Origin of the sequence: Pseudomonas sp. Xaverov 83, assembly GCF_019352905.1 — a bacterium.
Classification (GTDB): Bacteria; Pseudomonadota; Gammaproteobacteria; order Pseudomonadales; family Pseudomonadaceae; genus Aquipseudomonas; species Aquipseudomonas yamanorum.
Genome location: NZ_JAAAFU010000019.1, coordinates 1 through 19,994, shown reverse-complemented (window position 1 = coordinate 19,994; position 19,994 = coordinate 1). Strand labels below are relative to the sequence as shown.

21 protein-coding genes are annotated in these 19,994 nt (G+C 59.8%); 6 read left to right on the top strand and 15 right to left on the bottom strand.

What is annotated here, in order from left to right:
• Positions 1 to 84 precede the first annotated feature (84 nt).
• From K0H47_RS07760 to K0H47_RS07750, 3 genes are read left to right on the top strand one after another with little or no spacing between them, the layout of a single operon-like run.
• Positions 85 to 456, top strand: a complete 372-nt coding sequence (locus K0H47_RS07760; RefSeq protein ID WP_093205155.1) for a septal ring lytic transglycosylase RlpA family protein — start codon at positions 85 to 87, stop codon at positions 454 to 456.
• Positions 457 to 506: 50 nt separating this feature from the next.
• Entirely contained in the window at positions 507 to 1,562 is a 1,056-nt protein-coding gene (locus tag K0H47_RS07755) for a calcium/sodium antiporter (protein WP_219272322.1), read from the top strand.
• Positions 1,559 to 1,939, top strand: coding sequence for a carboxymuconolactone decarboxylase family protein (locus tag K0H47_RS07750; RefSeq protein WP_063027132.1), 381 nt, complete (start codon positions 1,559 to 1,561; stop codon positions 1,937 to 1,939). Before K0H47_RS07755 ends, K0H47_RS07750 begins: the two co-directional genes overlap by 4 nt.
• Here K0H47_RS07750 and K0H47_RS07745 read toward each other — a convergent pair.
• The 5 genes from K0H47_RS07745 to kdgD form a co-directional block, all read right to left on the bottom strand.
• Positions 1,936 to 2,877, bottom strand: coding sequence for an AEC family transporter (locus K0H47_RS07745; protein ID WP_219272320.1), 942 nt, complete (start codon positions 2,875 to 2,877; stop codon positions 1,936 to 1,938). The two genes, K0H47_RS07750 and K0H47_RS07745, sit on opposite strands and share 4 nt — an antisense overlap.
• Positions 2,878 to 3,052: 175 nt before the next feature.
• Positions 3,053 to 4,606: a galactarate dehydratase gene (garD, locus tag K0H47_RS07740; RefSeq protein ID WP_219272318.1), complete on the bottom strand. Its 1,554-nt coding sequence runs from the start codon at positions 4,604 to 4,606 to the stop codon at positions 3,053 to 3,055.
• Between the two features lie 13 nt (positions 4,607 to 4,619).
• Positions 4,620 to 5,984: an MFS transporter gene (locus K0H47_RS07735; RefSeq protein WP_063027126.1), complete on the bottom strand. Its 1,365-nt coding sequence runs from the start codon at positions 5,982 to 5,984 to the stop codon at positions 4,620 to 4,622.
• Positions 5,985 to 6,071: 87 nt separating this feature from the next.
• Positions 6,072 to 7,517 carry an aldehyde dehydrogenase family protein gene (locus tag K0H47_RS07730; protein ID WP_003216060.1) on the bottom strand — a complete coding sequence of 482 codons (1,446 nt, stop codon included), beginning with the start codon at positions 7,515 to 7,517 and terminating at the stop codon, positions 6,072 to 6,074.
• A 54-nt stretch (positions 7,518 to 7,571) separates the two neighbouring features.
• A complete protein-coding gene (gene kdgD / locus K0H47_RS07725) occupies positions 7,572 to 8,483 on the bottom strand; it encodes a 5-dehydro-4-deoxyglucarate dehydratase (protein WP_219272316.1) in 912 nt (303 codons plus the stop codon).
• 235 nt (positions 8,484 to 8,718) lie between these two features.
• On the opposite strand from kdgD, the gene K0H47_RS07720 reads away from it, so the two are divergent.
• Positions 8,719 to 9,876 (top strand): hypothetical protein, encoded by a 1,158-nt coding sequence (locus K0H47_RS07720; protein ID WP_063027124.1) that lies wholly within the window; start codon positions 8,719 to 8,721, stop codon positions 9,874 to 9,876.
• A 142-nt stretch (positions 9,877 to 10,018) separates the two neighbouring features.
• On the opposite strand, the gene K0H47_RS07715 is transcribed toward K0H47_RS07720, so the two are convergent.
• From K0H47_RS07715 to rplM, 9 genes are all read right to left on the bottom strand, one after another.
• Positions 10,019 to 10,201: an FCD domain-containing protein gene (locus K0H47_RS07715; RefSeq protein ID WP_177026213.1), complete on the bottom strand. Its 183-nt coding sequence runs from the start codon at positions 10,199 to 10,201 to the stop codon at positions 10,019 to 10,021.
• 60 nt (positions 10,202 to 10,261) lie between these two features.
• On the bottom strand, positions 10,262 to 11,011 hold the full coding sequence (locus K0H47_RS07710; protein ID WP_008437251.1) for a FadR/GntR family transcriptional regulator: 750 nt from the start codon (positions 11,009 to 11,011) through the stop codon (positions 10,262 to 10,264).
• Positions 11,012 to 11,181: 170 nt separating this feature from the next.
• Positions 11,182 to 11,601: a ClpXP protease specificity-enhancing factor gene (locus K0H47_RS07705; RefSeq protein ID WP_063027122.1), complete on the bottom strand. Its 420-nt coding sequence runs from the start codon at positions 11,599 to 11,601 to the stop codon at positions 11,182 to 11,184.
• Positions 11,602 to 11,618: 17 nt separating this feature from the next.
• A complete protein-coding gene (locus K0H47_RS07700) occupies positions 11,619 to 12,236 on the bottom strand; it encodes a glutathione S-transferase N-terminal domain-containing protein (RefSeq protein WP_010170749.1) in 618 nt (205 codons plus the stop codon).
• A 145-nt stretch (positions 12,237 to 12,381) separates the two neighbouring features.
• Positions 12,382 to 13,161, bottom strand: coding sequence for a cytochrome c1 (locus K0H47_RS07695; RefSeq protein WP_063027120.1), 780 nt, complete (start codon positions 13,159 to 13,161; stop codon positions 12,382 to 12,384).
• A complete protein-coding gene (locus tag K0H47_RS07690; protein WP_017477749.1) occupies positions 13,161 to 14,372 on the bottom strand; it encodes a cytochrome bc complex cytochrome b subunit in 1,212 nt (403 codons plus the stop codon). The genes K0H47_RS07695 and K0H47_RS07690 overlap by 1 nt, the downstream gene beginning before the upstream one ends.
• Positions 14,372 to 14,968 carry a ubiquinol-cytochrome c reductase iron-sulfur subunit gene (petA, locus tag K0H47_RS07685; protein ID WP_017477750.1) on the bottom strand — a complete coding sequence of 199 codons (597 nt, stop codon included), beginning with the start codon at positions 14,966 to 14,968 and terminating at the stop codon, positions 14,372 to 14,374. The genes K0H47_RS07690 and petA overlap by 1 nt, the downstream gene beginning before the upstream one ends.
• A gap of 266 nt (positions 14,969 to 15,234) precedes the next feature.
• Positions 15,235 to 15,627 carry a 30S ribosomal protein S9 gene (gene rpsI / locus K0H47_RS07680; protein WP_003216038.1) on the bottom strand — a complete coding sequence of 131 codons (393 nt, stop codon included), beginning with the start codon at positions 15,625 to 15,627 and terminating at the stop codon, positions 15,235 to 15,237.
• Positions 15,628 to 15,641: 14 nt separating this feature from the next.
• Complete coding sequence (gene rplM / locus K0H47_RS07675; RefSeq protein WP_003216032.1) at positions 15,642 to 16,070, bottom strand: 50S ribosomal protein L13; 429 nt, start codon at positions 16,068 to 16,070, stop codon at positions 15,642 to 15,644.
• A gap of 248 nt (positions 16,071 to 16,318) precedes the next feature.
• Here rplM and K0H47_RS07670 point away from each other — a divergent pair, with 248 nt between their 5' ends.
• Positions 16,319 to 17,359, top strand: a complete 1,041-nt coding sequence (locus K0H47_RS07670; RefSeq protein ID WP_201140139.1) for an NADP(H)-dependent aldo-keto reductase — start codon at positions 16,319 to 16,321, stop codon at positions 17,357 to 17,359.
• Positions 17,360 to 17,482: 123 nt separating this feature from the next.
• Here K0H47_RS07670 and K0H47_RS07665 read toward each other — a convergent pair whose 3' ends face one another.
• Positions 17,483 to 18,619, bottom strand: a complete 1,137-nt coding sequence (locus K0H47_RS07665) for an acyl-CoA dehydrogenase family protein (protein ID WP_003216028.1) — start codon at positions 18,617 to 18,619, stop codon at positions 17,483 to 17,485.
• 220 nt (positions 18,620 to 18,839) lie between these two features.
• Between K0H47_RS07665 and K0H47_RS07660 the strand changes: the two genes are divergently transcribed.
• Complete coding sequence (locus K0H47_RS07660) at positions 18,840 to 19,760, top strand: GlxA family transcriptional regulator (RefSeq protein ID WP_219272360.1); 921 nt, start codon at positions 18,840 to 18,842, stop codon at positions 19,758 to 19,760.
• Positions 19,761 to 19,994: the final 234 nt, after the last annotated feature.

Here is a 19,994-nt window from a genome sequence, read left to right as displayed (position 1 = left end):
CCTGAAAGACCGAGGCGCTTGCATCGCGGGCAAGCCCGGCTCCCACATAAGCCGGTTTCCACATCACTTTCGGGGACACCTTGAATGAAGCGTCTACTCGGCCTGTTGGCCTTGTTCTCTCTGCTCGCCGGCTGCGCCAGCGGCCTCATCGACCCCAACGGCTACGACGAAACCGGCACCGCCTCTTACTACGGCGCCAAACACCACGGCAATCGCACTGCCAGCGGTGAACCGTTCAACCAGAATGCCTTGACCGCCGCCCACCGTCGCCTGCCCTTCGGCACGCAAGTGAAGGTCACCAACCTCGACAACAACAGAAGCGTCGTTGTCCGCATCAACGATCGCGGCCCGCACACCCGTGGGCGCCTGATCGACCTTTCGCGCAAAGCCGCCGCACAGCTGGGTATGATAGGCAGCGGCACCGCGCGTGTTCGCGTGCAAGCCCTCAGCAACTGACCGACGGAGCCCAGGCCATTTCCGCATTAACCGCCCTCTCGCCCTTTAGCGTGATCGAACTCATCAGCGGCCTGCTGCTGTTGATCTTCGGTGCCGAAGTATTGGTGCGCGCCGCCGTGCGCCTGGCGGCCAGCCTCAAGGTGCGCCCGCTGATCATCGGCCTGAGCATCGTCGCTTTTGGCAGCAGTGCGCCGCAGATGGCGATCAGCTTGCAAGCCACCTTGGCGGACAACACCGACATCGCCGTGGGCAGTGTGATCGGCAGCAGTATCTTCAATACCCTCGTGACCCTTGGCCTGGCGGCCCTGATCATTCCGCTGCGGGTTTCGCGGCAGCTGGTGCGCCTGGACATCCCGATGATGATCCTCGCCAGCCTGCTGGTGTTTGTACTCGCCGCCAATGAAGAACTCACGCCGGTCGATGGCCTGTTACTGCTGGTGGCCCTGGTGGCCTACCTCGGCGTGTTGCTCTACCAGACCCGCCACTCCCGCCGCCCCCGCACCCGGGACACCGTGGTGCAAGCGCCGTGGCTGAGCAGCGTGCTGCTGATGATCGGCGGGCTGTTGATCCTGGTACTCGCCGGGCATCTGGTGCTGGGCGCTGCAGTGGATGTGGCCTCTGACCTGGGCCTGTCGGAGCGTATCATCGGCCTGACGCTGATTGGCGTCGGCACTTCCCTCCCCTGCCTGGCCACCTCGTTGATCGCCGCCCTGCGCGGCCAGCGGGAAATTGCGGTGGGCAACGTGATCGGCAGCAACCTGTTCAACCTGCTTGGGGTGCTGGGTTTTACTGCCCTGGTGGCGCCCTCGCCGCTGTCAGTGTCGCCCAACGCCCTGGATTTCGACTTACCGGTGATGCTCGGCGTGGTCGCCCTGTGCTTGCCAGTGTTTTATTCGGGCTACCGCGTCACTCGGGCCGAAGGCCTGGTGTTCCTGGGCCTGTACGTGGTGTACGGACTGCATGTGGTGTCGTTCACCTTCGGCATGCCGCTGGCCAACAAGCTTGAACAACTGATGCTGTATTACGTCCTGCCAGCGCTGGTGGCTTTCCTGTTGTTCACCTCGCTGCGAGCCTGGCGCCGCCAACACAAGAGGGAATCGCAATGACCGAACAGAAAAAGCCCGGCGTTGAAGTGCGCCGCCAGGTGATGGGTGATGTGTTTGTCGATCGGGCGCTGGGCAATGCCACCGAGTTCAGCCAGCCGCTGCAGGACTTCGTCAACGAGCATGCCTGGGGCAGCGTGTGGAACCGCGAAGGGCTGCCGCTGAAAACCCGCAGCCTGATCACACTCGCCGCGCTGACCGCCCTCAAGTGCCCGCAAGAGCTCAAGGGCCACGTGCGCGGCGCGCTGAACAACGGTTGCACCGTGGAGGAGATTCGCGAGGCGCTGCTGCATTGTGCGGTGTATGCCGGCGTGCCGGCGGCGATTGACGCCTTCCGCGCCGCTCAGGAAGTGATCGACAGCTACCAGAAAGACGCCTAGATCCAGCCGCCCGCCTGCAACACGAAAATCCCGATATTCGTGGTTACCGCCGCCATCAAGGTGGTGATCACGATAATCGCGGCCGCCAGCTCATGATTGCCCTCCGCCGCCCGCGCCATCACAAAACTGGCCGCCGCCGTGGGCGCTCCGAAGTACAGGAACAGAATCCCCAGCTCCGGCCCGCGAAACCCCAGCAGCCATGCGCCAAGGGTGGCGAGCACCGGTAGCCAGATCATCTTCATCAGGCTGGCACTCAGGGCCATGTCGCCGCTTTTGCGCAGTGCCGCCAGCGACAACGTGCCGCCGATGCAGATCAATGCCAATGGCAACGTCATGTCCGCCAGGTACTGCCCGGAGGATTCCAGCCAGCCAGGCAAGCCAATCTGGAAGTACGCAAAGGGCGCCGCCGCGATCACACTGATGATCAACGGGTTGGCCAGCACGCTCTTGAAGATGCTCCACGGGTCGGACTTGATCACCGGGCTGTACACCGCCAGTACAATGGTCGACAGGGTGTTGTAGAACAGGATCACCAGCGCCGCGAGCACCGCGCCCAGGGAAATCCCATAGTCGCCGTACATACTGGCCGCCAGGGCCAGGCCGATCACCCCGTTGTTACCACGAAATGCGCCTTGGGCGTAAATGCCACGGTCTACACGCGGGCACCGAAAGATCGCCCAGCCCCAGGCCAGGGCGAAGCTCAGCAGCGTGGCGACGGCGAAATAGATCAGCAGGCCGGGCTTTAGGGCTGAATGCAGGTCTGCATGGAGAATCCCGAGGAACAGCAACGCCGGCATGGTGACGTTGAACACCAGGGCCGAGGCGATGTGGATAAAGTTGTCGTTGATCCAGTTGATGCGCTTGAGCAGGACGCCCAGGAACAGCATGGCAAACACCGGCGCGGTGATGTTCAGGGTTTGTAGGAAGATAGCCAGCATGCCGGGGAGAACCTTGGGTGGGCGTCGGTAGGTGGCTAATGATAAGCCAGCATGGCCAGCTTCGTCTGGACTACCGCTTTCGCGAGCAAGCCCGCTCCCACATTTGACCGAGTTCTACCTTTGGAATGCAGTCAAATGTGGGAGCGGGCTTGCTCGCGAAGCAGGCGACTCGGTCTTAAGTAATCGGTGCCGGATTGAACAACGTAATGTCGTTATACAGCTTGTGCTGCTCCGCCCACGTCTGCTTCTTGCCGCTGGCCACATCCAGGTAGAAGTGGAACAACTCCCAACCCAGCTCCTCAATCGTCGCCCGGCCGGTGGCGATCCGCCCGGCGTCGATGTCAATCAGGTCAGGCCAACGCTGCGCCAGCTCCGTCCGGGTCGAGACCTTCACCACCGGCGCCATCGCCAACCCATAGGGCGTACCACGCCCGGTCGTAAACACATGCAGGTTCATCCCCGCCGCCAACTGCAATGTCCCGCAGACAAAATCACTGGCCGGCGTGGCGCAAAAGATCAGGCCCTTGCGATTGAACCGCTCCCCCGGGCCGAGCACGCCATTGATCGCACTGCTGCCCGACTTGACGATCGACCCCAGCGACTTCTCGACAATATTCGACAACCCGCCCTTCTTGTTCCCCGGCGTGGTGTTGGCGCTGCGGTCCGCCTCGCCCTTGGCCAGGTAGCGGTCGTACCAGTCCATTTCCCGCACCAGCTCACGGGCTACATCCTGGTTTTCCGCACGGGAAGTCAGCAGGTAGATGGCATCCCGCACTTCGGTCACTTCGGAAAACATCACCGTCGCGCCCGCCCGCAGCAGCAGATCCGAGGCATACCCCAGCGCCGGGTTCGCGGTAATCCCCGAGAACGCATCACTGCCACCGCACTGCATGCCGAGAATCAACTCCGACGCCGGGACGGTTTCCCGCCGGCGCATGTCAAGTTTCTTCAGGCGGGTTTCGGCCAATGCCATGATCTGTTCGATCATTTCGGTAAAGCCGTGGCTGGAGTCCTGCAACCGATACAGCCACGGTTCACTCAGATCCACCGAGCTGTCGTTGTCGTGCATCACCTGCCCGGCCTGCAACTTCTCGCAACCCAGGCTGATCACCAGGGCTTCACCGCCCAGGTTCGGGTTACGCGCCAGATTGCGCACGGTGCGGATCGGGATGTACGCGTCGGTGGCCGTAATCGCCACGCCGCAGCCGTAGCTGTGGGTCAGCGCCACCACGTCATCGACGTTCGGGTACTTGGGCAGCAACTCGTCCTTGATGCGTTTCACCGCGTGGTCCAGCACCCCAGTGACGCACTGCACCGTGGTGGTGATGCCGAGGATATTGCGCGTGCCGACGGTGCCGTCGGCATTGCGATAACCCTCGAAGGTAAAACCCTCCAGCGGCGCCTGGGCCTCGGGCACTTCGGTGGACAGCGGCAAGCTGTCCAGCGGCGGCGCCGTGGGCATGCGCAGTTGATCTTCCTGGACCCAACTGCCGCGCGGAATCGGGCGCAACGCATAACCGATGGTCTGGCCGTAGCGAATGATCCGGCCGCCTTCGGGGATGTCTTCCAGCGTAACCTTGTGGCTTTGGGGAATGAAATCCACCGTCACCAGGCCGTCGGGAAACTCGGTCCCCGCCGGTACGCCCTGGTCGTTGACCACAATCACCACGTTATCCAGCGCGTGCAAACGGATGGAGCGGGGCGAATCGGCATGTTCAATCAACTGCATGACGCGGGCCCCTTCAGGAATGCGCTTGGGAAAGTTTAGTCAGCTCAGGGCCTTTGGCCGGTGGCTCTTTGAGCACCACACGCTTGATCGGGCCGACGATCACCAGGTAACTGAACACCGCCAGCAACGCGTTGGCACCGACGAACACCAGCGCCCACTTGAAGGAGCCAGTGGTGCTGATGATGTAGCCGATCACGATCGGGGTGCTGATGGACGCCAGGTTGCCGAACATGTTGAACAGACCGCCGCTCAAACCTGCGATTTGTTTCGGCGAAGTGTCGGACACCACCGCCCAGCCCAGTGCGCCAACGCCTTTACCGAAGAAGGCCAGGGCCATGAAGCCCACCACCATCCATTCGATGTCCACGTAGTTGCACGCGACGATGCTACTGGAAATCAGCAAGCCACCAATGATCGGCGCCTTGCGGGCGAAGGTCAGCGAATGGCCCTTGCGCAGCAGGTAGTCGGAAATCACTCCGCCCAACACGCCGCCGATAAAGCCGCAGATCGCCGGCAAGGACGCGATGAAGCCGGCCTTGAGGATCGTCATGCCGCGCTCTTGAACCAAGTACACCGGGAACCAGGTCAGGAAGAAATAGGTAATGCCATTGATGCAGTACTGGCCCAGGTACACGCCGAGCATCATGCGGTTGGTCAGCAACTGACGGATGTAATCCCACTTCGGCCCGTCGGTTTTCTTGCCTTTGCCCTTGTCCTGGTCCATGTCGACCATGGCCCCGTTGGCAGCGATGTGCTGGAGCTCAGCCTCGTTGATCATCGGGTGCTGGCGCGGGCTGTGGATAACTTTCAGCCAGATCAGCGAGAACACGATGCCGATGCCGCCCATCACCACGAATACGTGCTGCCAGCCGAAGGTGTAGACGATCCACCCCATCAGCGGCGCGAACAACACCGTGGCGAAGTACTGCGCCGAGTTGAAGATGGCCGAGGCCGTACCCCGTTCAGCCGTAGGAAACCACGCCGCCACGATGCGGGCATTTCCGGGAAAGGATGGCGCTTCAGCCAGGCCCACCAGGAATCGCAACATGAACAGCGCAACGATGGCCGTGGATACACCGAATTCACCGACATAGCCTTGCAGCACGGTGAACAGTGACCAGGTGAAGATGCTCAGGGCATAGACTTTTTTCGAACCGAATCGGTCCAGCAGCCAGCCACCGGGAATTTGCCCGGCCACGTAGGCCCAACCGAATGCGGAGAAGATGTAACCGAGGGTGACCGCGTCGATGCCGAGGTCTTTTTGCAGGCTGGAGCCGGCGATGGCGATGGTGGCCCGGTCGGCATAGTTGATCGTGGTCACCAGAAACAGCATGAGCAGGATCAAATAGCGGACATGGGTCGGCTTGGTCGCTTGCATGAAGATGTACTCCCACTAATTATTTTTTTTGCGGGTAAACAAATTGTAAGCCTGTGGCGGGCACGGACCCGCCACAGGGTGTTGCCGTCAGGAACCGATGTAGCTGGTTTTCACCACGGTGTAGAACTCTTGCGCATAGCGACCCTGCTCACGCGAGCCGTAGGATGAGCCCTTACGGCCACCGAATGGAACGTGGTAATCCACGCCGGCAGTCGGCAGATTGACCATCACCATCCCGGCCTGGGAATGACGCTTGAAGTGGTTGGCATACTTCAGCGACGTGGTAGCGATACCGGCCGAGAGACCGAATTCGGTGTCGTTGGCCATCGCCAGCGCCGCCTCGTAATCCGCCACGCGCACTACGTTGGCCACCGGGCCGAAGATCTCTTCGCGGCTGATGCGCATTGCGGCTTCGCTGTCGGCAAACAGCGTCGGCGCGAGGAAGTAGCCTTCGGTGTCGCACGTCACCAGTTCGCCACCGCTGACCAACCGGGCACCTTCGCTCTGGCCGATGTCGATGTACTTCAAGTCCTGATCCAGCTGGGCCTGGGAAACCACCGGGCCAATGTCGGTGCCGGTTTTCAGGGCGTGGCCGACCTTGATCGACTTCATCCGCTCAGCCATGGCCGCGACGAACTGGTCGTGAATTCCGGCGGTGACGATAAAGCGGCTGGACGCAGTGCAACGCTGGCCGGTGGAGTAGAACGCGCTCTGCACCGACAACTCGACCGCTTGCTTGAGGTCGGCGTCGTCGAGAATGATCTGCGGGTTCTTGCCGCCCATTTCCAACTGCACCTTGGCCTGGCGCGACACGCAGCTGACGGCGATCTGACGACCCACGCCCACCGAGCCGGTGAAGCTAATGCCGTCGACTTTCGGGCTGTTGACCATGGCATCGCCAACCACACGGCCGCTGCCCATTACCAGGTTGAACACACCGGCAGGGAAACCGGCGCGGGAGATGATTTCGGCCAGGGCCCAGGCGCAGCCCGGCACCAGCTCAGCCGGCTTGAGCACCACGCAGTTGCCGTAGGCCAGGGCCGGTGCGATCTTCCAGGCCGGGATGGCAATCGGGAAGTTCCATGGGGTGATCAGGCCAACGACGCCCAACGCTTCGCGGGTCACTTCGACATTTACGCCCGGACGCACCGACGGCAGGTAGTCGCCGGACAGGCGCAGGCATTCACCGGCGAAAAATTTGAAGATGTTACCGGCGCGGGTCACTTCGCCGATGGCTTCCGGCAGGGTCTTGCCCTCCTCCCGGGCCAGCAGGGTGCCCAGCTCTTCGCGACGGGCGAGGATTTCGGTGCCGACTTTATCCAGGGAGTCATGGCGCGCCTGGATGCCGGAAGTGGACCACGCCGGGAATGCAGCGCGCGCAGCGTCGATGGCCGCGTGGACTTGGGCGAGGTCAGCCTTGGCGTATTCGCCAATGACATCAGACAACTCCGACGGGTTGATGTTGGCCGAGTAGTCGGCGCCGGCAACCCACTGGCCACCGATGTAGTTTTCAAAACGCTTGGCTTGGGACACGAATTCTCTCCTGACGCAAAAAGCCGCTGATTACTCAGCGGCCTTGGTGATGGGTTATTGCGCGCCTTGCTTGTCGATCAGCGCGGCCAGGGCTTCGTATTCTTCCGGCAGCAGATCGGTCAGCGGCGTACGCACGGGGCCGGCGTCATAGCCGACGATTTTCGCCCCGGCCTTGACGATGCTCACGGCGTAACCGGCCTTGCGGTTACGGATGTCGAGGTAAGGCAGGAAGAAGTCGTCGATGATCTTGCCGACGGTGGCGTGATCTTCCCGGGCAATGGCGTGGTAGAAATCCATCGCGGTTTTTGGAATGAAGTTGAACACCGCCGAGGAGTACACCGGCACGCCCAGGGCCTTGTAGGCAGAGGCGTAAACCTCTGCAGTCGGCAAGCCGCCCAGGTAGCTGAAACGGTCACCGAGACGACGGCGGATCGACACCATCAATTCAATGTCACCCAGGCCGTCCTTGTAGCCGATCAGGTTCGGGCAGCGCTCGGCCAGGCGTTCCAGCAGCGGCGCGGTCAGGCGGCAGACGTTGCGGTTGTAGACCACGACGCCGATCTTGACCGACTTGCACACCGCTTCAACGTGGGCGGCAACCCCGTCCTGGCTGGCTTCGGTCAGGTAGTGCGGCAGCAGCAACAAGCCTTTGGCACCAAGACGCTCGGCTTCCTGGGCGTACTCGATGGCCTGGCGGGTGGCACCGCCGACACCGGCAAGAATCGGCACGCTGGTGGCGCAGGTATCGACGGCAGTTTTCACCACTTGCGAATATTCGCTGGCCGCCAGGGAGAAAAACTCACCGGTGCCGCCAGCGGCGAACAGGGCAGTAGCGCCGTAAGGGGCCAGCCACTCCAGACGCTTGATGTAACCCGCCTGGTGGAAATCACCCTGGGCGTTGAAATCGGTCACCGGGAAAGACAGCAGACCGTGAGAGAGGATGGACTTCAGTTCTTGTGGATTCATTATTCGAACACCCTGGGCGAAGACTTTCTGTTGAGAGATTACGGACGGTTATCTTAATGTCGTACGTCATCGTACAACTATAAAAATATTCGTCAACTGCAATTCATCGACCTTCCTATGGGTTGAGGCGTCAACGCGACGTTCTTGACGTAGGAAATTATTCCTCTATGCTCGATTTAGCTGTATATACATACAGTTATTGCGGAAGATTCCTACGACATAGCAAGGAGCTAACATGTCAGATCTTGAACTCGCCACACCTGAAAAAAGACCACCCACCCTGCGCTTCGAAGGCGGAGAACACACGGCCATCGGCGACGATACCTTGTTGCGCTTCGTCAAGGACGCCCCGGCGATTCCCGCGCGGCAGGTCGAATTGCACCTGCCCAACGGCCTGGCCCTGAGCTACGGCCAGATCATTGCCCTGGGCGGTGATTTCTATGGCATTCCCGGGCGCCCCATCAACGAGGGCGCATCGCCTGCGGACCGCGTGCAGCGCTTTACCGATGCGTTCAACTCGTTGGCGGTATTGCCGGCATCACGAGAGGAAGCGGGCAAGATCCTCGCGGTGATGCAAAAGGAGATCAATGCAGTCAACCAGGCGATCAAGGATGGCAAGCAACCCCATGAAGCGTATGACGCACTGGGTGACACCTTGTCCGAGGAATGGAACCGCATCACCGGCGGCGGCAGTGCCGTGTCGGCTCTGATTCCACTCGGACGCTACCTGAAACTGGCGGCAGACAATGCCGACCACTTCGGCGAATGGGCGTTGGCGGCGTATCTGGCGGGCCATACGGCAGCCCTGCAACAAGCCGTCGTCGCTCATCAGACCGGCACCGACCAGGCGCTGGAACTGGCTTACGCCATGAACAGCTTTGCTGATCACTTTTTGACCGACCTGTTTTCCGCCGGCCACCTGCGGGTACCGCGCAAGCAACTGGCGGCGGTGGTGACCCCGGGTGAACTGGGCTCGCTGATCAGCCGCTTCATGCACGATGAAGACAGCAAGTTCGGGCTCAATGTGCGCAATGCCTTCGGCGATCAGTGGCACGCTTACGGTGATAAACGCTACTTCGACAGCAGCGACGCGGCCAACCGAGCCATGGTCAAGCGCGCCGTACAGGCATCGGCGGATGAGATCTTCGAAACCTTTATCAGTGGCGTGGCGCCCTCCCCGGCCAACTTCAAGGCGCCGCTGTATGTGCCGGACCTGAACGCCGCACAAAACCCGGCGAATAACTTCTCACCGCTGTTCAAGGCAGAAGGCGACAAGGTGCTGCGGCGCAAGGACGTCAACAACCTGAACGACAAGCAGTGGACCAATGACTGGTGGGGTTGGAGTACGTATCTGTTGCTCAAGGACTACAAGCCCAACCAACCGGCCAGCTAATAGTCCAGGCAACAAAAATCAAATGTGGGAGCTGTCGAGCCCCGGCGAGGCTGCGATGGGATCGACTCGCTGAACCTGCCAGACCTCAGCGCCGGCATCGCAGCCTCGCTGAAGCTCGACAGCTCCCACATTTAAATAGGCACTAGCCGCGCTGCGCTTCTGCCTCTTCATGGGCATGGCGCAGCCGTTCACGGCTGTTGGTCAGGTGCAACCGCATGGCCGCCCGTGCCGCATCCGAGTCCTGGCGAGCGATCGCTTCATAGATCTGTGGGAGCTGTCGAGCTTCAGCGAGGCTGCGATGGGATCGACTCGGTGAACCTGCCAGACCTCAGCGCCTGCATCGCAGCCTCGCCGGGGCTCGACAGCTCCTACATTTGAATAGGCATTAGCCGCGCTGCGCTTCTGCCTCTTCGTGGGCATGGCGCAGCCGCTCACGGCTGTTGGTCAGGTGCAAACGCATGGCCGCCCGTGCCGCATCCGAGTCCTGGCGAGCGATCGCTTCATAGATCTCTTCGTGTTCGCGGCTCAGGCGGCTCATGTAGTGCTGCTGGTCGTCATGGGCCAGGCGTGCCGAGTTCAGCCGCGTGCGCGGAATGATGCTGGTGCCCAGGTGGGTCATGATGTCGGTGAAGTAGCGGTTGCCGGTGGACAGGGCAATCTGCAGGTGGAACTGGAAGTCCGACGCCACCGCATCACCGGCGTGGGCCGCACTTTCGTTCAGGGCATCGAGGGCTGCACGCATGCCGGCCAATTGCTCGTCGCTACGACGCTGGGCAGCAAGCCCGGCAGACTCCACTTCCAGGCTGATCCGCAGTTCAAGGATGGCCAGTACATCCCGCAGGGTAACGACAGTGGCCGGGTCTATCCGGAAACCGCTGGGGCTTGGCGTATCCAGCACAAAGGTGCCGATGCCATGGCGGGTTTCCACCTGCCCGGCCGCCTGCAATCGCGAGATGGCTTCACGCACCACGGTGCGGCTGACCCCATGGGCGTCCATGATCGCCGATTCAGTGGGCAGTTTGTCGCCACGTTTGAGTTGGCCGTCGCGGATCTGCTCGGACAACACCGTGACCAATTCCTGGGCAAGGCTGCGGCGCTTGCGGGGAAGACGAGGGGCGGCGCTGGAGTTTTCCATGATGAATCATCTGTCTCGGCGATCTGAAGCACGCATGATAGCCCATGGCGGTTGTACGATCACCGTCCTGTCATGACTTTCATCTATAACCGGCGAGGTTTTCCCCAGACAAAAAAATGCCCCGGCATCGCCGAGGCATTTTCAACACTGGCCCGAGGGCCCGCGTCTTGTTACTTCACCACTTTCAGACTCGGCCGACCGGTAGGACGCGGTGGCTCGGAATCCGGCGGCGGCACATCATCTTCGCCTTCGAGCTCGATCGCTTCGTCATCCGCAAGGGACGACTCCAGATCAAACACCATGCCCTGGCCATTTTCCCGGGCGTAAATCCCAAGGATGGCGCCGATGGGCACGAACAGCGTATGCGGCACACCGCCGAAACGCCCTTCGAAGCTGACCGCCTCATTGTCCATGTGCAGGTGTCGCACGGCACTAGGTGAAACGTTCAGGACGATTTGTCCGTCACTGGCAAAACCTTGCGGTACCTGAACCGCGGGAAACTCGGAATTGACCAGCATGTGCGGGGTGCAATCGTTGTCCACTATCCACTCATAGAGCGCGCGGACCAGGTAAGGTCGACTGGAGTTCATCAACGGCTCCTTAAGCCTTAGCGCATATCGCGTTCGACACCAGACAGACTCGCCTGGAAAGCCTCACGCGCAAACTGGCGCTCCATGTAGTCAAGCAGCGGCTTGGCAGGCCGCGGCAATTCAATGCCCAAAATCGGCAAGCGCCAGAGTATGGGTAATAGGCAGCAATCCACCAGACTTTGTTCCTCGCTGAGGAAAAAAGGTTTGTCGGCAAATAACGGCGAAACACCGGTCAGACTCTCACGCAATTCCTTGCGCGCCTGAACCCGGGCGGCTTCTTTGCTACGTGAATCCAGAATCAGGTCCACCAGGCCACACCAGTCACGCTGGATCCGATGGATCAGCAGGCGGCTGTTGGCACGCGCCACCGGATACACCGGCAACAACGGCGGATGGGGATAACGCTCATCCAAGTATTCCATCACCACGGTTGACTCCCACAACGCCAGGTCACGATCGACCAGGGTGGGCAAGCTGCCGTAAGGGTTCACTTCGATCAGTTTCGGCGGGTGACGACCAGCCTCCACAGTAATGATCTCTGCGCTGACACCCTTCTCTGCGAGCACGATGCGTACTCGGTGGGAATAGTGGTCGGCGGGGTCGGAGTAACAGGCCAACCGATTGGTCACGCCCATGGCGGTCCTCCTCGCTTGTTGAAATTATCGGAAGCTCAAAAACGAGCGCGCCCAGTGAGCATCTCCGTGACGCCTGGATAAACCAGACTTACCTTCAGAGATGCCGCTGGGCGCGCAAGATTAACAGCAATTACTTACGGTTGGATCAATGCACATCCTTCCAGTATTCGCGTTTCAGCAGATAGGCGAACACGAAGAGGAAGGCCAGGTACAGCAACACATAGGTACCAATGCGCTGATGCTGCAGCTTCACTGGGTTGGCCGAGTAGGCCAGGAAGGTCACCAGATTCTTGACCTTCTCGTCGAACTGCTCTTCGTTCAGCGCGCCGGTCTTCGGCACTATGGTCAGCTGATCGCACGCTTCATGAGTCAAAGGCGTACCGGTGAGCGGATCATACTGCTTCTTGCCGTCTTCGACGATTTGTACTTGCTTGCATCCTACCACTTGGCGGCCTTGCAGGCCGACCAGAACGTTCGGCATACCGACGTTCGGGAAGACTTTGTTGTTCACGCCGTAGGGACGCGACGGGTCTTCATAGAAGGATTTCAGGTAGCCGTAGAGCCAATCGGTGCCCCGTACACGGGCCACCAGGGTCAGGTCGGGCGGCGCAGCCCCGAACCAGGTCTTGGCGTCGGTCGGCTGCATGCCGATGGTCATGTGGTCGCCGATCTTCGCACCGGTGAACACCGAGTGGCTGAGCATCACATCATGGGGGATGCCCAGGTCGTCGGCCACACGCTCATAACGCTGGAACTTGGCGCTGTGGCAGCCCATGCAGTAGTTGGTGAACGTACGCAGCCCGTCCTGCATTGCGGCCTTGTCCGACACGTCGATGTCGACTTTTTCCAGCTCTGGGCCGTGTTCAGCGGCGAAAGACAGCAGCGGCAGGGCCGCAAGAATGAATGCAACGAATAATTTTTTCATCAGCCAGTCACCCTTTCCGGTACCGGTTTGGTCTTCTCGAGCCGGGTGTAGAACGGCATCAGAATGAAGTAGGCGAAGTACAGGAAGGTGCAGACCTGCGACAGCAACGTACGCTCCGGGGTCGGCGCCAGTACGCCCAGTACACCCAGGATCACGAACGCGATGCAGAACACCCACAGCCAGATCTTGCTCAGCCAGCCCTTATAGCGCATGGACTTGACCGGGCTACGGTCGAGCCAAGGCAGCACGAACAGCACCGCAATCGCCGCGCCCATGGCCATGACGCCCATGAGTTTGTCGGGAATCGCCCGCAAGATCGCGTAGAACGGGGTGAAGTACCAGACCGGCGCAATGTGTTCCGGAGTCTTGAAGGCGTTCGCCTGTTCGAAGTTTGGTTTCTCGAGGAAATAACCGCCCATCTCCGGGAAAAAGAACACGATCGAGCAGAAGATGAACAGGAACACCACCACGCCGACGATATCTTTCACGGTGTAGTACGGGTGGAACGGAATGCCGTCCAGCGGTACGCCGTTTTCGTCCTTGTGCTTCTTGATGTCCACGCCGTCGGGGTTGTTCGAACCCACTTCGTGCAACGCCAGAATGTGCAGCACCACCAGGCCGAGAATCACGATCGGCAAGGCCACCACGTGCAAGGCGAAGAAGCGGTTCAGGGTGATCCCGGAAATCAGGTAGTCACCACGAATCCACTGGGTCAGGTCGTTGCCGATGACCGGGATCGCACCAAACAGCGAGATGATCACCTGGGCACCCCAGTAGGACATCTGGCCCCACGGCAGCAGGTAGCCCATGAAGGCCTCGGCCATCAGCGCCAGGTAGATCAGCATGCCGAACACCCACACCAGCTCGCGGGGCTTCTGGTACGACCCGTAGAGCAAACCACGGAACATGTGCATGTAGACGACGATGAAGAACGCAGAGGCGCCGGTGGAGTGCAGCAGACGCAGGATCGAGCCGTACTCGACGTCGCGCATGATGTACTCGACGGAGGCGAAGGCTTCTTCGGCCGACGGGGTGTAGCTCATCGTCAGCCAGACACCGGTAACGATCTGGTTGACCAGTACCAAAAGTGCCAGGGAGCCAAAGAAATAGAAGAAGTTGAAATTCTTCGGTGCGTAGTACTTGCTGAGATGGTCTTCCCACATTTTGGTCGCGGGGAAGCGCGCATCCACCCAATCCATGAACTTGCTCATCAGGCTTTCTCCCCCTCGTCGACGCCAATGACAATGACACTGTCAGTCTCGTAGTGATGTGGCGGAACTGGCAGGTTCAGTGGTGCAGGTTGTGACTTGTAGACGCGGCCAGCGAGGTCGTAGTGAGAACCATGGCACGGGCAGAAATAGCCCCCGACCCAGTCCTTGCCCAGGTCCGCAGGCGCCACTTCCGGGCGGAAGGTGGGAGAGCAACCCAAGTGGGTGCAGATACCGATCAGCAGCAGAATCTCCGGCTTGATCGAGCGAATTTCCTTATCGACGTAAGCGGGTTGGTCGGAATTCTTCGAGTCGGGGTCGGACAGCTGGCCCTCGATCTTCTTCAGATTTCCCAGGATTTCCTCGGTACGACGAACGATGAACACTGGCTGACCGCGCCATTCAGCAATCATTTGCTGGCCTGGGTCGATCTTGCTGATATTCACCTTCACCGGTGCACCTGCGGCTTTCGCCTTGGCACTGGGAAACCATGACCCCACGAACGGGACCGCAGCCCCCACCGCTCCTGCAGCACCCACCACGGATGTGGCTGCTACCAAGAAGCGACGCCGGCCTGCATTCACGCCGTCATTGCTCATTCAGTCCTCTCCCATCAGCTTTGTGGCCTGTTAAATCAGGCGTCTACTAAGTGTTAAATCTGAACTTATAAAAATTTTGCCGAATGGTAATGAAAAGCCCCACGTCTGACAAGGTAATTACCCCCGGCACTGGCTCCAAGCCTTTGAGTATAGGGGCTCTACGGATGTGGCAAGTTGTCACAGAGTTTTTTTTACATAAATAGCAGGCAATAAAAAACGCCCAGCTCCGTGAGGAGGCTGGGCGTTTTCTGGAACGTAAAAGCGAATTAACGCTTCGAGTACTGCGGACGCTTACGCGCTTTACGCAGACCAACTTTCTTACGTTCAACTTCACGAGCATCGCGAGTCACGAAGCCAGCTTTGCGCAGAGCGCCACGCAGGGTTTCGTCGTACTGCATCAGAGCGCGAGTGATACCGTGGCGGATTGCGCCAGCTTGACCACTTACACCGCCACCGATAACGGTGACGTAGATGTCGAACTTTTCAACGGTCTCGGTCAATTCCAGCGGCTGACGAACTACCATGCGGGCAGTTTCGCGACCGAAGAAGTTTTCCAGAGTGCGGTTGTTGATCGAGATGTTACCAGTACCCGGACGCAGGAAAACGCGAGCGGTAGCGGTTTTGCGACGGCCAGTGCCGTAATTTTGAGTCGCCGACATAATGAACTATTCCGTTAAAACTTCAGTTCTTGGGGCTGCTGAGCAGCATGAGGGTGAGCAGCGCCCGCATAGACTTTCAGCTTGCGATACATGTCGCGACCCAGTGGGCCCTTCGGCAGCATACCTTTGACCGCGATTTCAATCGGGGCTTCAGGCTTTTTGGAGATCAGGCCTTCGAAGTTCGAAGACTTGATACCGCCTGGGAAACCGGAGTGACGGTAGTACATTTTGTCTTGCGCTTTGTTGCCGGTAACACGTACCTGCTCGGCGTTGATGATGACAATGTAGTCACCGGTATCAACGTGAGGGGTGTACTCAGGCTTGTGCTTGCCACGCAGACGGCTGGCGACTTCAGTGGCCAGACGACCCAGGGTCTGACCAGCGGCGTCGACGACAAACCAGTCGCGCTGAACTGTTTCTGGTTTTGCAGTAAAAGTTGTCATTCTTTAATAGCCTCAGGGGCCGCCCTGTAAATTAGACGGCGGATCTTACTGAATAGTGCGTACTTTGACAAGTCAAAGGCAGCCGGATACAGACGCTATCGGGGGCTCGGGTCGGCGCGTCCGTTCAACGGCAAGATTCTTCGGCAGGCGGCGCATCACTTCCACTGCAGAAAGAGGTGGGCAATTATGCAGATTGCCAAAAAAATTTCAACCTGCTTTTATGATTGTTTTCCCTGAAGGAGTACCCGATGGACTATCGACAGCTGGGCCGAACCGATCTGAACGTGAGCGCGATAGCCTTGGGCACCATGACCTGGGGCGAGCAGAACAGCGAGGCAGAGGCCTTCGCACAGATCGAACGGGCCAAGGCCGCCGGGATCAACTTCCTCGACACCGCGGAAATGTACCCGGTACCGCCCAAGGCAGATACCTACGCCACCACCGAGCGCTACATCGGTAATTACTTCAAAAGCCACGGCGACCGTGCCGACTGGATCCTCGCCAGCAAGATCGCCGGCCCCGGCAACACCATCGACTACATCCGCGATGGCAGCCTCAAGCACAACCGCAAGCACATCGCCGAAGCCCTGGACGCGAGCCTCAAGCGCTTGCAAACCGACTGGATCGACCTCTACCAGCTGCACTGGCCGGAGCGGAGCACCAACTTTTTCGGCCAACTGGGCTACAAGCACAAGGCCGAAGAAGACCTGACGCCGCTGGAAGAAACCCTTGAAGCGCTGGATGAGCAGGTCAAGGCCGGCAAGATCCGCCACATCGGCCTGTCCAACGAAACCCCGTGGGGCACCATGAAGTTCCTGGCCCTGGCCGAAGCCCGTGGCTGGACCCGCGCGGTGTCGATCCAGAACCCCTACAACCTGCTCAACCGCAGCTTTGAAGTGGGCCTGGCGGAAATCGCCATCCGTGAGCAATGTGGCTTGCTGGCTTATTCACCACTGGCGTTTGGCATGCTCAGCGGCAAATACGAAGGTGGCGCACGCCCGGCCAAGGGTCGCCTGAGCCTCTACAGCCGTTTCAGCCGCTACTTCAACCCGCAGTCGGAAGCTGCGTGCAGCCGTTACGTGGCACTGGCCCGTGAGCACGGCCTGGACCCGGCGCAGATGGCATTGGCGTTTGTGACCCAGCAACCCTTCGTGACCAGCAACATCATTGGCGCCACGACTCTGGAGCAGTTGGACAGCAACATCGCCAGTGCCGATCTGAAACTGTCGGATGAGGTGCTGGCGGGGATCGAGGCGATCCAGAAGGATCATCCGAACCCTGCGCCTTGATTGATTCCTAGACCGCCTTCGCGAGCAAGCCCGCTCCCACATTCGACTGCATTCCAAAGGTGGAACCCGGTCGAATGTGGGAGCGGGCTTGCTCGCGAAGAGGCCCTCAAAAACACCAAGAATTCAAAGCGCCCGCGCAATAATCTCCTTCATGATCTCATTCGTCCCCGCATAAATCCGCTGCACCCGCGCATCTGCCCACGCCCGTGCAATCGGGTATTCCCACATGAAACCGTAACCCCCGTGCAGTTGCACACACTCATCCAGCACTTTGCATTGCAAGTCTGTGGCCCAGTACTTGGCCATCGCGGCCGTCGGCACATCAAGCTTGCCTTCGAGGTGCAGTTCCATGCACTTATCGACAAACACCCGGCCAATCTGGGTTTCCGTCGCAATCTCCGCCAGTTTGAAGCGGGTGTTCTGGAAGTCGATGATCGCCTTGCCGAACGCCTTGCGGTCGCGGGTGTACTCCAGCGTCCATTGCAACGCCGCCTCGGCTGACGACAGCGCACCAATCGCCACCGTCAGACGCTCCTGCGGCAACTCCTGCATCAGATAGGCAAAGCCCATCCCCGCCTGCCCCAGCAGATTCTCCTTAGGTACCCGCACATCCTGGAAGAATAGCTCCGACGTATCCTGGGCCTTCATCCCGACCTTCTCCAGTCGTTTGCCTTTGTCGAAGCCCGGCGTGTTGGCCTCCACCAGAAAAAGACTGGTGCCCTTGGCACCCGCCTTGGGATCGGTCTTGGCGACGACAATCACCAGGTCCGCCAGGAAGCCATTAGTGATGAATGTCTTTGAACCGTTTATCACGTATTCATCACCGTCCAGTACAGCGGTGGTCTTGACCCCTTGCAGGTCGGACCCGGCACCCGGCTCGGTCATGGCGATGGCCGTGACCATCTCCCCGGAGATCAATTTGGGCAGGTACTTGTGCTTCAGCGCTTCACTGCCGTAATGCAGGATGTACGGCGCGACGATGTCCGAATGCAGGGAGAAACCAATCCCGGTCAGTCCCAGGCGGCTGATCTCTTCGATCACCACGGCGCTGTAGAGAAAGTCCGCCCCGAGGCCGCCGTACTCTTCCGGCAAATGCGAGCAGAGCATCCCCGCCTCCCCTGCCTTGTTCCACAGGTTACGGTCGATATAGCCCTGCTTTTCCCATTGCCCGTGGAACGGCGCCGCGTCTTTTTCGAGGAAGGTGCGCACGCTCTGGCGGAAGAGTTCGTGCTCCGAGCTGAACAAGGTTCTGGGAATCATGGGTCACCTGCGTGAATTGTCGGACAAGACCGGGATCACAGAGCCTAAGCCGCGAAGGCGTCACAGGACACTGGACACATGCGACAAAAAATAAGACGATCCAGCCGTCTGGTGACCACTTTCCCCTATAAGAATAAATGAAATTATGTCTAACCAAATCTCCACGCCCTTGCGGCGCGTCAGCATTTTGGCCATTGATCGGGTATTCGCTTCAACCCTCATGCAAGCCAAGGATTTCTTCCACCTCGCGAGCCTGCGCTACGGCAAACAGCTGGGCCAGGGCCTTACTCCCGCCTTCGAAACGCGCCTGGTCAGCCCCGATGGGCAATCGGTGCGCAGCTTCAGCGATGTGATCATGCCGGTGGACGGCGGCCTCGAAAACGCCGACATCATCGTGCTCCCGGCCTTCTGGGACGACTTCGACTCACTGTGCCAACGCTATCCACAAGTGCTGCCCTGGCTGCGCGAACAACATGCCCGTGGCGCCGTGCTGTGCGGCGAGGCCACCGGCGTGTTCTGGCTCGCCGAAGCCCGCCTGCTGGACGGCAAGGAAGCGACCACCTACTGGCGCTTCTTCAACGCCTTCAGCGAACGCTTTCCCAAGGTGCAACTGAACCAGGACAAGCACCTGACCGACGCCGACAACCTCTACTGCGCCGGCGGCACCACCTCGGCCTGCGACCTCTACATCTACCTGATCGAACGCTTCTGCGGCGCCAACATCGCTCAGGCCGTGGCCCGCGATATCCTTTATGAAGTGCAGCGCAGCTATGCGCCCGGGCGCATCGGTTTTGGCGGCCAGAAGCTGCACCAGGACGTGATCATCCTGCAGATCCAGCATTGGCTCGAAGAGCACTTCGCCGACAAGTTCCGCTTCGAAGACGTGGCCCGGGAACACGGCATGAGCATCCGCAACTTCATGCGCCGCTTCCAGACCGCCACCGGCGACAAGCCGCTGCATTACCTGCAACGGTTGCGAATCGAGACGGCCAAGGGCTTGCTGTCCGGCAGCCGTAAAAGCATCAAGACCATCAGTTATGAAGTGGGTTACGACGACGCAAGCTTCTTTGCACGGCTGTTCCGGCAGCACACCGAGCTGTCGCCCAACCAGTACCGCCAGCAATTCCAGCAGGCCGCGTAGCCAAAGGATATACACAGTAAAAATGTGGGAGCTGGCTTGCCTGCGATGGCGGCGTGTCAGGCACCAGATGCATTAGCTGACAGACCGCTATCGCGGGCAAGCCCGGCTCCCACAGTTGATTTCTGTTGACCTGGAAATTTTGCATAAAAAAGGCCCGCATCGCTGCGTAATGCTGTTCACTTAAGCGGAGCAGCCTTACGGTCTACTGGAAATCGGGTTTTTGAGATCTTCACC

Excerpts from the sequence above, each read along its gene's own strand:
- K0H47_RS07750 (WP_063027132.1), top strand. The coding sequence starts at position 1,559 with ATGACCGAACAGAAAAAGCCCGGCGTTGAAGTGCGCCGCCAGGTGATG.
- K0H47_RS07745 (WP_219272320.1), bottom strand. The coding sequence starts at position 2,877 with ATGCTGGCTATCTTCCTACAAACCCTGAACATCACCGCGCCGGTGTTT.
- K0H47_RS07690 (WP_017477749.1), bottom strand. The coding sequence starts at position 14,372 with ATGAGCAAGTTCATGGATTGGGTGGATGCGCGCTTCCCCGCGACCAAA.
- K0H47_RS07735 (WP_063027126.1), bottom strand. The coding sequence starts at position 5,984 with ATGCAAGCGACCAAGCCGACCCATGTCCGCTATTTGATCCTGCTCATG.
- K0H47_RS07660 (WP_219272360.1), top strand. The coding sequence starts at position 18,840 with ATGCAAGCCAAGGATTTCTTCCACCTCGCGAGCCTGCGCTACGGCAAA.
- K0H47_RS07670 (WP_201140139.1), top strand. The coding sequence starts at position 16,319 with ATGGACTATCGACAGCTGGGCCGAACCGATCTGAACGTGAGCGCGATA.
- K0H47_RS07705 (WP_063027122.1), bottom strand. The coding sequence starts at position 11,601 with ATGAACTCCAGTCGACCTTACCTGGTCCGCGCGCTCTATGAGTGGATA.
- K0H47_RS07700 (WP_010170749.1), bottom strand. The coding sequence starts at position 12,236 with ATGGGCGTGACCAATCGGTTGGCCTGTTACTCCGACCCCGCCGACCAC.
- K0H47_RS07665 (WP_003216028.1), bottom strand. The coding sequence starts at position 18,619 with ATGATTCCCAGAACCTTGTTCAGCTCGGAGCACGAACTCTTCCGCCAG.
- garD (WP_219272318.1), bottom strand. The coding sequence starts at position 4,606 with ATGCAGTTGATTGAACATGCCGATTCGCCCCGCTCCATCCGTTTGCAC.
- rpsI (WP_003216038.1), bottom strand. The coding sequence starts at position 15,627 with ATGTCGGCGACTCAAAATTACGGCACTGGCCGTCGCAAAACCGCTACC.
- petA (WP_017477750.1), bottom strand. The coding sequence starts at position 14,968 with ATGAGCAATGACGGCGTGAATGCAGGCCGGCGTCGCTTCTTGGTAGCA.
- rplM (WP_003216032.1), bottom strand. The coding sequence starts at position 16,070 with ATGACAACTTTTACTGCAAAACCAGAAACAGTTCAGCGCGACTGGTTT.
- K0H47_RS07695 (WP_063027120.1), bottom strand. The coding sequence starts at position 13,161 with ATGAAAAAATTATTCGTTGCATTCATTCTTGCGGCCCTGCCGCTGCTG.
- K0H47_RS07760 (WP_093205155.1), top strand. The coding sequence starts at position 85 with ATGAAGCGTCTACTCGGCCTGTTGGCCTTGTTCTCTCTGCTCGCCGGC.
- kdgD (WP_219272316.1), bottom strand. The coding sequence starts at position 8,483 with ATGAATCCACAAGAACTGAAGTCCATCCTCTCTCACGGTCTGCTGTCT.
- K0H47_RS07720 (WP_063027124.1), top strand. The coding sequence starts at position 8,719 with ATGTCAGATCTTGAACTCGCCACACCTGAAAAAAGACCACCCACCCTG.
- K0H47_RS07710 (WP_008437251.1), bottom strand. The coding sequence starts at position 11,011 with ATGGAAAACTCCAGCGCCGCCCCTCGTCTTCCCCGCAAGCGCCGCAGC.